Origin of the sequence: Clostridium subterminale (genome assembly GCF_039521425.1) — a bacterium.
Classification (GTDB): Bacteria; Bacillota; Clostridia; order Clostridiales; family Clostridiaceae; genus Clostridium_J; species Clostridium_J subterminale.
In genome coordinates this window covers 12,571-24,652 of the sequence record NZ_BAAACI010000018.1, presented here as the reverse complement: position 1 = coordinate 24,652, position 12,082 = coordinate 12,571, and the positions used below count along the sequence as shown (strand labels likewise).

General features: G+C 29.7%; 13 protein-coding genes. 3 read left to right on the top strand and 10 right to left on the bottom strand.

Translation table 11 applies throughout. The features are described 5' to 3' along the window. Window positions 1–2 precede the first annotated feature (2 nt). Window positions 3–422: a transcriptional regulator PerR gene (perR, locus tag ABDZ93_RS19775; protein WP_343828236.1), complete on the top strand. Its 420-nt coding sequence runs from the start codon at window positions 3–5 to the stop codon at window positions 420–422. A 92-nt stretch (window positions 423–514) separates the two neighbouring features. Continuing rightward, window positions 515–1,450, top strand: coding sequence for a hypothetical protein (locus ABDZ93_RS19770; protein WP_343828235.1), 936 nt, complete (start codon window positions 515–517; stop codon window positions 1,448–1,450). A gap of 196 nt (window positions 1,451–1,646) precedes the next feature. On the opposite strand, the gene ABDZ93_RS19765 is transcribed toward ABDZ93_RS19770, so the two are convergent. The 7 genes from ABDZ93_RS19765 to lon all read right to left on the bottom strand — a co-directional run bounded on the left by ABDZ93_RS19765 (window position 1,647) and on the right by lon (window position 8,193). After that, complete coding sequence (locus tag ABDZ93_RS19765) at window positions 1,647–2,621, bottom strand: hypothetical protein (protein ID WP_343828234.1); 975 nt, start codon at window positions 2,619–2,621, stop codon at window positions 1,647–1,649. Window positions 2,622–2,800: 179 nt separating this feature from the next. After that, on the bottom strand, window positions 2,801–3,076 hold the full coding sequence (locus tag ABDZ93_RS19760; RefSeq protein ID WP_343828233.1) for a hypothetical protein: 276 nt from the start codon (window positions 3,074–3,076) through the stop codon (window positions 2,801–2,803). A gap of 130 nt (window positions 3,077–3,206) precedes the next feature. Continuing rightward, on the bottom strand, window positions 3,207–3,542 hold the full coding sequence (locus ABDZ93_RS19755; RefSeq protein ID WP_343828232.1) for a hypothetical protein: 336 nt from the start codon (window positions 3,540–3,542) through the stop codon (window positions 3,207–3,209). A gap of 65 nt (window positions 3,543–3,607) precedes the next feature. Then, a complete protein-coding gene (locus ABDZ93_RS19750) occupies window positions 3,608–4,183 on the bottom strand; it encodes a hypothetical protein (RefSeq protein WP_343828231.1) in 576 nt (191 codons plus the stop codon). 254 nt (window positions 4,184–4,437) lie between these two features. After that, window positions 4,438–5,169: a CPBP family intramembrane glutamic endopeptidase gene (locus ABDZ93_RS19745; protein ID WP_343828230.1), complete on the bottom strand. Its 732-nt coding sequence runs from the start codon at window positions 5,167–5,169 to the stop codon at window positions 4,438–4,440. A 110-nt stretch (window positions 5,170–5,279) separates the two neighbouring features. Further along, window positions 5,280–5,870 (bottom strand): ribosome biogenesis GTP-binding protein YihA/YsxC, encoded by a 591-nt coding sequence (gene yihA / locus ABDZ93_RS19740; RefSeq protein ID WP_343828229.1) that lies wholly within the window; start codon window positions 5,868–5,870, stop codon window positions 5,280–5,282. Further along, window positions 5,860–8,193 (bottom strand): endopeptidase La, encoded by a 2,334-nt coding sequence (gene lon / locus ABDZ93_RS19735; RefSeq protein WP_343828228.1) that lies wholly within the window; start codon window positions 8,191–8,193, stop codon window positions 5,860–5,862. The genes yihA and lon overlap by 11 nt, the downstream gene beginning before the upstream one ends. A 582-nt stretch (window positions 8,194–8,775) precedes the next feature. On the opposite strand from lon, the gene ABDZ93_RS19730 reads away from it, so the two are divergent. Continuing rightward, on the top strand, window positions 8,776–8,907 hold the full coding sequence (locus ABDZ93_RS19730) for a hypothetical protein (protein WP_343828227.1): 132 nt from the start codon (window positions 8,776–8,778) through the stop codon (window positions 8,905–8,907). 361 nt (window positions 8,908–9,268) lie between these two features. Here the strand turns inward: ABDZ93_RS19730 and ABDZ93_RS19725 are convergent, their stop codons facing one another. From ABDZ93_RS19725 to lonB, 3 genes are all read right to left on the bottom strand, one after another. After that, window positions 9,269–9,601 carry a hypothetical protein gene (locus ABDZ93_RS19725; protein ID WP_343828226.1) on the bottom strand — a complete coding sequence of 111 codons (333 nt, stop codon included), beginning with the start codon at window positions 9,599–9,601 and terminating at the stop codon, window positions 9,269–9,271. Window positions 9,602–10,056: 455 nt separating this feature from the next. Then, window positions 10,057–10,326 carry a hypothetical protein gene (locus ABDZ93_RS19720; RefSeq protein ID WP_343828225.1) on the bottom strand — a complete coding sequence of 90 codons (270 nt, stop codon included), beginning with the start codon at window positions 10,324–10,326 and terminating at the stop codon, window positions 10,057–10,059. A 22-nt stretch (window positions 10,327–10,348) separates the two neighbouring features. Beyond that, window positions 10,349–12,040: an ATP-dependent protease LonB gene (gene lonB / locus ABDZ93_RS19715; RefSeq protein ID WP_343828224.1), complete on the bottom strand. Its 1,692-nt coding sequence runs from the start codon at window positions 12,038–12,040 to the stop codon at window positions 10,349–10,351. Window positions 12,041–12,082 lie beyond the last annotated feature (42 nt).

Below are 12,082 nucleotides of genomic sequence, written 5' to 3'. Positions count from 1 at the left end.
CAATGGATATTAATTTTACCCAAGTTTTCAAAGAAAAAAAACTAAAACTTACACCTCAACGTATAGCCGTATACAATTACTTGAAATCAACAAAAGAACATCCATCAGCTGAAACTATTCATAAAGCTTTAAAAGAAGCTTATCCAACAATGAGTTTGGCAACGGTTTATAAAACGCTAAAAGTTTTAGTAGACGTTAACTTAATTCAAGAAATTAATGTTGGAGAAGGCAACTTTAGATATGATGGTTTTGCTGATCCACATCCTCATATACATTGTATAAATTGCTCTAGGGTAGATGATTTAGAAGGTGTTAACTTTGATTTTCTAAATTCTAGTGTAAAAGATAATACGAATTATGAGATTATTTCTAATAAAGTATATTTTTATGGACTATGCCCTACGTGCAAGAAATCAAAATAGGAGATTAGATTATCTAATCTCCTTTTTATTTGTCTAATTTTTATTAATTATTATCGCTCTTTACACATATAATTTATAAAGGGGTGATTATAGTGTATAAGAAAAATAATTTGTATACTAAATTATTTAATATATTCTTATTAGCATTAGCTATTTTATGCTTTTTAAAACTATTTTTTGTAGAATATAACTTAAAAGGGAAAAATGTATTTAACTTATCTGAAGAAAGTATTGTGATTAATGAAGATTTAAATAATGATAATAAAAAAGATTCTATACTTATAAAAAAATCTAACTCTGATTTATTAGCTCAAGTAAATTTAAACGATAATGAAACCTATAGTTTAAATTATGATAAAAACTTGCAGACCCTTGGAGAATACTGCAAATATTGGCCTGTAAGAGTATCTACCTTAGATATTTCTAGAGATAATTCTAAAGAAATACTTATTCAAAGCTCTTTTCACAATAAAGCTGTACAACATATTTTTTCTTGGAATGGAAATGGATATGATGACATATTCTGTTCTACCAATAATTTATTAGGATTTATAGATAGTGCTAATAATAAAACTCCTAAAATTATATCTGGTAATTTTCAAGATAATAATATTGAGTTAAAGGGATATTTATATAATCAAGGCTCACTTAAGGAATTTAATAATAGTCTAACTACATCTTTGCCTGGGAAAGATACTATAAATAATTTTATATGCCTAATAGAAAGTTTACCAAATCCTTACTTGTCTGTTCCCACTTATTTTTATTCTCAAATAAGTGGGGCAGATTTAGAGAGTATTTTTAGGCTTGCTAACGGATCAAATTATTATAAATTTCAAGATGGCTATTTTACAGATTTAGCTTGGGATAATACTGGAAATATAATCTGTGAAAATTGGATATTAAACTTTAGAGTAATCAGCACATCCGATAGTGAAAAAGTAAGTAATATAACTATAAATTTAATGGTAAATAAATATAATGATGATGATTTTCCATTTAAAATTACCTCTGTTAATATATATTAAACTATTTCAACTTTTATAATTTCCTACTCCCATCATTAGAATTATAATAGTCAAAAAAATAAAAATGGGACCTAACGGTCCCAGGGGGATGGGGGGGGACCTCTAAAATTACTTCTAGAGGCTTATGGAGATTTTAACTTCCATTACATTTTTATTATTGACCAAATTATATTATATATACATTTTTTAAAATATTTTAGTCTTTTTCTGCATTATTATATTCATCTAGAATTCTTTGTAGTAATTTAATTTTATTTGGATCAATAAGTCTTATTAATATATTTACAAGTTTATTGTACTCTTCTTGAGTTAACCCTTTTTCATCTCTAAATATGTTCTCTTCAATTATATCTGCTTCATCTACTGTAGTAATATTTTCTTCTGAAAATTCATCATTTTTTATAATGTCATTTATGTCTAAATTATTTAAATCTACATTTGAAAAATCTACTCCTGAAAATTCCATATTATTCATATTATTTAATATAGCATTAAAGTCAAGATTAGCTAATATTTCATCTACTGATTCTTTATCTTTTTTTTTTACATCTGTAACTTCTCCAAAATTCCCCTCATTAACATTATTAGTATTATTAGAATTCATATTCCCTATTAATGTTTTTAATTGTTCTATATCCTCTGGCTTAATTTGAGATAAAAACTGCTCTATGGAATTATTGTTATTTGCTGCACCATTGTTTATATTATTAGAAGAAGCTTGTGTACTACCTCCTCCTAATAAAGAAGATATCATACTAATTAAATCACCACCATCGCCTGTGTTGCTTCCTCCACCTATGCCTAAAGTGCTAAGCAACTCTAGAATGCCATTAAAATTTCCACCCATACCTCCTAGTATACTAGCTAGTGGATTATTTCCTCCCATATTATTCATTGGATTATTCATTCCCATTTGATTCATCATACCCATTGGATTATTCATTTCCATTGGATTATTCATTCCCATTAGATTATTCATTCCCATTTGGTTATTCATCCCAGTTGGATTGTTCATTCCCATAGCACCTAAGTTAGCGGCCATATTCATAGCATTCATACCCATATTATTCATTGAATTATTACCATTATATCCTCCAAAGTATCCATTATTATTTTGATCTTGTACATAGTTTTCTTCTCTATCTCTTCTTCTATGCTTATGCTTTCCCATCTACTCACCTCTTTACTAATTATAAATTTTAAAAAAGCAATCCATGAATAACATGGACTGCTAGTTTTCTTACTTTTCTAGAAACCCCCCTACACTGGGCCATGGTTTACATAACAATTCATCCTTCGTTATTTCCACTATTATAAGCAGTCATTTCTTTTGTTCAAATTTCTTACAGATTAGCAACATTTGCAGCAGCATTGTTTTCTGCAGCAACATCCACTATTAAAGTTATTATGGCCAAATCCAAAATTTCCTCTATTACCTCCAAAGCCACCAGAGCCACAAGAGCAACATAGCCAGAATAAGAATACTAAAGTTAATGCATTTCTAGCACTTGAATTACACTCTGTGTCTAATAGGCATTGATTTTTTAGAATTACGATTAATAGTATAATTATGCATGGTGAAGAGCAAAAACCTGAATTTCCTATATTCCCACATCCAGACATCATAAATTTCTCCTCCTTGTAAATTGTATTTTTTAATTATCATAAATTAATCACTTAATACCTTTTGTTAAAATTTACTAATTTAATTTTATCTCTTGATAATCAATATTACTTCTGTTAATTTTTTATTATTCTATGCGCAACAAATTTTTATTCTTTTACATTTGCATTTTTTTTCTTTACATTTACATTTGCAACATTTACACTTGCATTGACATCCGCATCCGCATCCACATGAGCATTGGTTTCCACACATTGATCTACCGCCACAATTTCCTGACATCATTTGTCCTGAGTTATTGCATCCACATCCGCCATTGAATCCACATAACCACCATAAGAAAAGCAATGTTAATGCATTTTTAGACTTTGATGAACCATCTAACAATCCTTGATTTGCAAAAATAACTATTATTAAAATAATAGTACATGCTTGTGAGTTACATCTATTATTTGAACATCCGCACATTTATTCATTCCTCCAATCTTTATTTATCGTTTTCTTATCCATATGCTTCTTATATCATCTATTCTTTAGCATGGCTTACAACATATTGGTTCTCTTCTTATAAGGAAAATAACTATTATAAGAATTATTTGGCACCATCCAAAGTTTCCTCCGAATCCGCCGAATCCACCGGATCCACAGTTTCCGTCGAATCCACCAGAACCAAAGTTATTATTGCAGCAACATGGATTGCAACAACATGTTTCTACTATATAGTTCTTTTGTTTTTTATGGCCCTTTATAACTCCACCGCAGCAGCAGCAACATTCTTTACATTTGCAGCAGCAAGGCTCACAGCAGCAACAAGAACAAGGGTCGCAGCAGCAAGAACAAGGATCACAACAGCAAGGATTGCAACAACAATTATTTCCTCCGAATCCACCGAATCCACCGAATCCACAGTTTCCTCCGAATCCACCGCATCCACAGTTTCCTCCGAATCCACCGCGTCCACAGTTTCCTCCGAATCCACCTCTACAGAAAATTAGTATTATTATTATCCAAATTATTATTCTTCCACCTCCAAATCCAAAGTTACGGGAGAAATTCCCATCTGTACATGCTTCTCCAAACATTTGATGTAGATTTGAAAAGTCACTCATATTTTTCATCCTCCTTTTAAACTTATATTCTTATATCATCATTTGTATAATACACTATATGATTTTGCTTAAGTTTTGACACTGATAATTATATTTCTAAAGTTATTTATATATTTAATCCTATAGTATTTTCGGTGTTTTTTTCCTAAGTCTCTTTACTACAATATATGTTTTTCCATAAAATCGGTGATAAAAAAGTCATCTCATAATTTTCAATAAAGAAAATTATGAGATGACTTTTTATTATGTTATTACTATAAAATTATCTTGCCTAAAAGCAAGACGATAGTAGAAACACTATTAACAAATAAGTGGGTAAATACTGAATACCAAAACCCTTCCTTTTCAATTAAATAACAATTTAAAAAACTTATTACAAATAACGAAGCAAAAACACTAATGCTAAAATGTACTGATGCAAATAGTATACTTACAATAGATGCAGATAGAATAAATCCAAACTTACTATTAAGCCTCTTTCTTAAGAATTTGCCATAAAATAAGTACCTAAAAACAAACTCTTCAACTACTGGTGCAAAAATAACTGTAAAAGGAATAGTAATTATAAAAGAAACCAAATCATAATTACTTAGCATAGTTATAACTTCTTGTTGTTGAATAGATATGTTTAAGATAATAAGTATCATATACCATACTAAAGCACATATTATTGTAAATCCATAAGTCATTCCTACATATTTCATGCCTTTACTTAGTCTAAACTCAGTTAAAGAAAACTTATATTTAATATAATCACCATTTTTATGCTTTGAATTAGACCAATTAATTAATATAAAAATAATTAAAATAAAAGGTAATATATTATTATAAAGTTCAGGCAATAACAAGTATAGTGATATATATATTATAGTCACAACAATTTTAATTAATTTAGAATTTCTTTCTATTATCACTGTTCTTAGAAAACATACCAACGGTAAAATATAAAGCATAAATATAATAAATAAATTTCCAAATATCTTCAAATAAACACCCCTCTTTAATCACATATATAATTTATATGTTTAAAAGTAAATCAATATTATTATATCATAGATAAAGGGTTATTGACTGTAACAATCAATAACCCTTTGTTTTATTCAATATCTAAATCTTTAAATATTTCCTCAAGTAATTCTTCTTTTCCTTCCTTTTTTAAAGAAGAAAAGAATAATAATTTATCTTCTTTACCAAACTCTAAAGTTTCTTTTATTACCTTAGCACTTTTCTGTAATTCATTTTTATTTAACTTATCTTTTTTAGTAGCTACAACTATAACCTCATAACCATAATGTTTAATCCACTCATACATCATTACATCATCACCAGTTGGTTTATGCCTACAGTCTACTAAAATAACTACTTTTTTTAACTCTGGTCTATTTATTAAATATTGTTCCATCATTTTCCCCCAAGTAGCCTTCTCGCTTTTAGAAACTTTCGCATATCCATATCCAGGCAAATCTACAAAGTATAGCTTATTATTTATGGTAAAGAAGTTTATAAGTCTTGTCTTTCCTGGCGTACCACTTACCTTAACCAACTTCCTCCTATTGGTTAAAGTGTTAATAAGTGAAGATTTTCCTACATTAGATCTACCAACAAAGGCAATTTCACACATTCCATCTTCTGGGTACTGAGTAGGCTTTACAGCCGATGTTTTAAATTCTGCTTGTTTAATTTCCATTCTTATCTTCTCCAACTAGTGCATTCTTCAACACATCTTCAATTTTTTCTACTGGTATAAATTCTATTTTGTTTTTTATAACTTTTGGTATATCTTTTAAGTCCTTCTCATTAGCTTTGGGAATAATTATAGTTTTTATACCCATTCTATAAGCAGCCAGACTTTTTTCTTTAAGTCCACCTATAGGTAATACTCTACCCGTTAAAGTAACTTCGCCTGTCATAGCTACTGAATATTTTATTTTCCTGTTACCTAAAGCAGAAATCATAGCTGTAACCATAGTAACTCCAGCAGATGGACCATCCTTCGGAATAGCTCCTTCTGGTATATGAATGTGTATATCTTTATTTTTGTAGAACTCCTTATCTATACCATTCTCATCACAGTGAGCCCTTACATAACTATATCCTGCCTTAGCTGATTCCTTCATTACATCTCCTAGTTGTCCTGTAAGTTGAAGTTTACCATCACCTTCCATTACTGCTACTTCTACAGGAAGTGTATCACCACCATATCCAGTCCATGCGAGACCTGTGACTACACCAATCTTATCTTCTTTCTCTAAATCATCATAGCTATATAATTCAGATCCTAAATATTTTTTAACTGTTAAAGAATTTATAGCTATTTTTTTCTTATCACTTTCCATAATTTCAGTTATAGCTTTTCTTATCACTGAGGCAATCTTTCTTTCTAGATTTCTAACCCCTGATTCTCTAGTATATCTATCTATTATAGTTCTTAAAGCACTTTCATTAACTACAATCTGACCATCTTCCACAGAATATTCTTTCATAACTTTAGGTACTAAATATTTCTTTGCAATTTCATACTTTTCTTCTGTAGTATAACCTGAAACCTCTATTACTTCCATCCTATCTAGAAGAGGTCTAGATATAGTATCTAAAGTATTTGCTGTAGTTATAAATAATACCTTTGATAGATCAAATTCTACATCTATATAATGATCTCTGAAAGTCTTATTCTGTTCTGAATCCAACACCTCAAGAAGAGCATCTTCTACATTTCCTTTATAATCCTTTGATACTTTATCAATTTCATCTAAAAGACATACTGGATTTTTGTAGCCAGCTTCCTTTAAAGCAGATACGATTCTTCCCGGAATTGCTCCTACATAAGTTTTTCTATGACCTCGAATTTCAGCCTCATCTTTCACTCCACCTAAACTCATTCTTACAAATTTTCTTCCTAGTGAATTAGCCACTGACTTTGCAATAGATGTTTTACCAACACCTGGAGGTCCAACTAGACACACTATAGGTGACTTTAGTGATTTACTCATTTTTCTAACTGCTAAATATTCTATGATTCTTTCTTTTACGTCTTCTAATCCATAATGCTCCTCATCTAAAACTTTCCTAGCATTAGTTAAATCTAAATTATCTTTTGTAAGTTTATTCCATGGCATACCTAAAACAGTATCTAAGTAAGTCTTGATAACTGACCCCTCTTGGGATGAAGGTCCTACATTTTTAAGTCTATTGATTTCGTATTCTATCTTAGTTTTAACTTCTTTAGGTAATTTAATTTGTCCTAATTTTTTTTCATAGTTAGCTATTTCTCTTGTAAGCTCATCTTCCTCTCCTAGTTCTTCTTGAATTACCTTAAGTTGCTCTCTAAGATAATATTCCTTTTGAGATGCACTCACTCTAGCCTTAACCTTATTACTTATAAGCTTTTCTACCTTTACAACTTCTATCTCTTTTTTTAGAATAACTAATAACTTTTCCATTCTTTCTTTAATTGAAATGATTTCCAATAACTCTTGCTTTACTTCAGCCTTTACAGGTAGAAATGCACTTATAACATCGCAGTATACACTATTATTTTCTTCTGATTCTAATTCTACTATTAAATCTTTAAATTCTTCACCTGCTAATTCTAAGTAATTAATAAACATATCATTTAATGAATTTTTATATCCTTGAGATTCTGTTTCATCTTCTATATCTAACTCTTCAATAGCTTCAACGTCTGCACTTATACAATCATCCTCATCTAAATAATTTACAAGTTTAGCCCTATATTCGCCCTCTACTAATACTCTCAAGTGATTCCCCGGCAACTTCATAAATTGCTTTATTGTACATACACATCCAATATTATATATATCTTTTTCAGTTGGATTTTCAGTAGTTGCTTCTCTTTGACTTATTACAAATATCTTCTGATCTTCATCCATGGCTCTATTAATCGCTTCTATAGACTTATTTCTGCCTATATCAAAGTTTAAAGCCATATGTGGAAAGACACTTAATCCCCTAAGGGGAATTAATGGAAGTTTCATTATTTGATTCTCCATAATATCTCCTCATTTCTATCTAATCTATTATTTAATCTTACTTAATTTCATATTATAAAACTTTACCTAGTTTACTTAAACTAAATAATTCAATCTTAAGTATTTATACAGGAATCTTTTAGGGCACTGTTTTCTTTATTTATTGCAAAATAAAACTTATGAAAGAAAATCATACTTTAATAAAATATCTAAATGATATGCATTATTATATTAATTATAATTAGACTAGTATATTATACCTATAAAAATATAATTTTTCAATTAAATTAATGAACCATTTTAAAAGGGTGATAAACTATGAGAAACATTGATATGTCTAGTATTAACATAATATAATTTTAATATCACTTGTAAGACACGAATAGTTGTGAAATTAATTTTTGACGGCAAATAAAACGAGTAGGTATATTCAGTTATATCATACTCTTTTTTATTTTAAAACAAATTCTATAATATCTTTATAGAGTTTCTCCCTGTGATATCAACTTATTTCTAAATATATTTATTAAATCTTATATAAAATCTATAGATATGTTATAAACTCTTCTTTAATTGACAATAATTAATTTGAGGTGATTTACAATGAAGAAAAAAAGAAAATTAAACGCAACTGTTACTACGGGACCTGATTCATCTAAATTAATTACAGAATCATTATTAAGATTAGTTGATTCACATAAAGAAGAACTCCTACAAATTTTGAAAGGAAGATAATCTTAAGAAAATTAAATGAGGTGATGATGTGGAAATAATAAAATCTTAACTAAAGCAATACTGGTACTAAGATCTATACTTGGGATATTTGCATTCTTTATGATGTTGACATTGCTGTTTATAATAAAATAAAAACCATTCACTTCAGTCACAACTGGTTTAGATTATTTACAAAAAAAGAACCTATATTTTATTCTATAGGTTCTCTTTTAATCCTCTATTAATTAGAATGTAAAACTATGCCCTTTATGTTAGTAATTAATCACTTATCTCGAAACATAACTCTTAGATCCTAATTTTATATGTTCCAACACTAAAATCTAAAATCTGATTATATTATCCATTTTAGGCTCGATAAAACCTAATCCTCCCAAGTTCCAACTCGACCTTGCACATCAGCATAAGCATTTTTGTTATAAGAAACAAATTTTAGTTTATATATCCCTTTCTCACAAAAAAATTTTCTAAGAGGAACACATCCATCTCCGCCATGATAAAACCCATTATTATATAGCTTATATTGCCCTGTTGAACCAGGTATCCTTTGCCAAATTTGTACTTGCATATTTTGATCATCTCGATTATTAGTACTCCATTCGTCAATACAATTACCTATAGATATATAACCCTCATTGTATATTTCAAAGTATCCTTGAGAAAATCCTTCACGAACGCCTGTCTCTTTGTAGAGCATAAGTGTTTCCGCAAAAACTGTAGAAATAGAAAGCATTAAAAGTAAACATAAACTAATTGCAATTTTTTTGAAATTAGTTTTTTCATTTTTATATCCCCCTCAATAATTATTTATATCTACTATATTATTACATGAATATACATACTTTTCTTTAGCAAATGCATGAAAGGGTTATTTTTGAACCTAATTTTCCAATATTATCATTAATTTTATATATTTTTGTCTATAATCTAAATACATCTTAAACCATGTGATTATACAAAAGAAAAACAGGCTAGTAAGGATTTTACTCTCTACTAGCCTTAAAATTATATTATTTCAACTTCGATTGCATCTATAGTTCTTCCTACTATACCTGCAAAGTCTGTATCGTCCTTAACCTACTCAAGCCAAGAACCTCCTAACAGATGTACTCTATATCTTATAGAATATCCATTTAACCCCTTAAGTTTCATTTAAACTCTATCTATCTCTATATCGTTACCAGCAAAATCATAATTTCCATTGGATGATTTATAGTTCTGTACCCAAGAGAAATTATCCAACTTGATAAAAGAATCTATCTTCTTTTTACTTGGTGTTGGAACTGATTCTGGTGTAGGCTTAGATACTTCAGTGGTCATCCCTAAGTGTTTTAATATACCTTTAGCTATAGCTACACCAAAGGCTTCTTGTTCTGCAATAGTATCTATTATTAAATTAATCCCTATAAAAATTTTATCCATTGAACTTCTATAGGGATTAGATTTAAGCATCCAATTGTGGTAACATATTCAATTCAAACCCTTGATCTTTTTGCTCTACACTTATGTGAAGAATTTGTTCTTTTATTATAGCTTCATCTATTACTTCTTTTATAGTATTTACAGGTATTACTTTTATATCTTTATAATCTTTATATACTTCTTGCCAATTTTCCTTTGGAATTAAAACCTTTGTTGCACCTGCTTTTATAGCACCAGTAATCTTAGCTGTAACACCTCCAACAGGCTTTACTTCACCATGAATGGATATCTCTCCAGTCATAGCTATATTATTATCTACACTCCTACCTGTTATTGCGCTATAAATTGCAGTAGTCATACTTATTCCAGCGGATGGACCATCTACAGGTATTCCACCAGGAAAATTAACATGTATATCGTATTTTTTTGTATCAATGTTATATAATCTCTCTAGCACTGTAATTACATTATCAATAGAATTTCTTGCTGTACTCTTTCGCTTTAATTTTCTGCCCTTATCCCCTAATTCCTCTTCTTCAACTATACCTGTTATTTTAACTATTCCTTCTCTTTCCCGTGACTTAGTAGCCGTTGCCTCGATTTCCATTACAGATCCAACGTTAGAACCATATACTGCAAGGCCATTTACATAACCAACCTTTGGTTTAGCACATATCTTTTTATTAGGCTTTGGTGAGTATTGACCATTTTCGATAACCCATTGTATTTCATTTATACCAACAGTATCTCTATTTTCATTTATTACAATCCCACAAGCCAATTGAACTAAATTTACAGCATCACGACCATTATTAGCAAACATTCCAACTAATTTTGCTGCTTCTTCCTCTATGGTTATTCCAACTTTTTCTGCTGCATTTTTTGCAATTATCTCTATTTCATCCCCATCGAGAGATCTAAAAAATATTTCTACACATCTAGATCTAATAGCTGGAACTATTTCTTCTGGACTTCTAGTTGTTGCACCTATTAATCTAAAATCAGCTGGAAGCCCTTCTTCAAATATCTCTTTAATATAGGATGGCATATTAGGATCTTCACTATTGTAATATGCACTATCTAAAAACACTTTTCTATCTTCTAAAACTTTTAATAACTTATTCATTTCTATAGGATGTAGTTCACCTATTTCATCAATAAATAGAACTCCCCCATGGGCTTTGGTAACTGCTCCAGGTTTTGGTTGTGGTACTCCTATAACACCTAGTGGACCCGCCCCCTGATATATGGGGTCATGAACTGACCCTATCAAAGGATCAGCTATTCCTCTTTCATCAAACCTTATAGTTGTAGCATCAATTTCTACAAAAGAAGAAGTTGCCTTAAATGGTGAAGAAGAAATTAGTTTTGCCTCTTCTAGTACAAGTCTTGCTGCTGCAGTTTTTCCTATTCCTGGAGGTCCATATATTATTACATGTTGAGGATTCGGACCACATATGGCTGCTTTTAAAGCCTTAATCCCCTTTTCTTGGCCAATTATGTCTTCAAAATTTCTGGGTCTACTCTTCTCTGTTAAAGGTTCAGTTAAAGATATGCTTTTTAATTTTCTTAGTTTTTCAATTTCTTTCGTACTTTCTTTATTAATTGTAATCTTAGATGATTTTTGCCCCTTTAATGCATTAAAAAAGTAGATTCCCATTACTATTGTAACTAATAGTTGTATTAGCATAATTAAAATCGCTACTGGTTCCATATCAATATTAGCCTACTTTATAAGCAAACTAATCTTCCCTCC

Excerpts from the sequence above, each read along its gene's own strand:
- perR (WP_343828236.1), top strand. The coding sequence starts at position 3 with ATGGATATTAATTTTACCCAAGTTTTCAAAGAAAAAAAACTAAAACTT.
- ABDZ93_RS19765 (WP_343828234.1), bottom strand. The coding sequence starts at position 2,621 with ATGGGAAAGCATAAGCATAGAAGAAGAGATAGAGAAGAAAACTATGTA.
- ABDZ93_RS19760 (WP_343828233.1), bottom strand. The coding sequence starts at position 3,076 with ATGATGTCTGGATGTGGGAATATAGGAAATTCAGGTTTTTGCTCTTCA.
- ABDZ93_RS19755 (WP_343828232.1), bottom strand. The coding sequence starts at position 3,542 with ATGTGCGGATGTTCAAATAATAGATGTAACTCACAAGCATGTACTATT.
- ABDZ93_RS19750 (WP_343828231.1), bottom strand. The coding sequence starts at position 4,183 with ATGAGTGACTTTTCAAATCTACATCAAATGTTTGGAGAAGCATGTACA.
- yihA (WP_343828229.1), bottom strand. The coding sequence starts at position 5,870 with ATGGAAATTAAACAAGCAGAATTTAAAACATCGGCTGTAAAGCCTACT.
- lon (WP_343828228.1), bottom strand. The coding sequence starts at position 8,193 with ATGGAGAATCAAATAATGAAACTTCCATTAATTCCCCTTAGGGGATTA.
- ABDZ93_RS19730 (WP_343828227.1), top strand. The coding sequence starts at position 8,776 with ATGAAGAAAAAAAGAAAATTAAACGCAACTGTTACTACGGGACCTGAT.
- ABDZ93_RS19725 (WP_343828226.1), bottom strand. The coding sequence starts at position 9,601 with ATGCTCTACAAAGAGACAGGCGTTCGTGAAGGATTTTCTCAAGGATAC.
- ABDZ93_RS19720 (WP_343828225.1), bottom strand. The coding sequence starts at position 10,326 with ATGGATAAAATTTTTATAGGGATTAATTTAATAATAGATACTATTGCA.
- lonB (WP_343828224.1), bottom strand. The coding sequence starts at position 12,040 with ATGGAACCAGTAGCGATTTTAATTATGCTAATACAACTATTAGTTACA.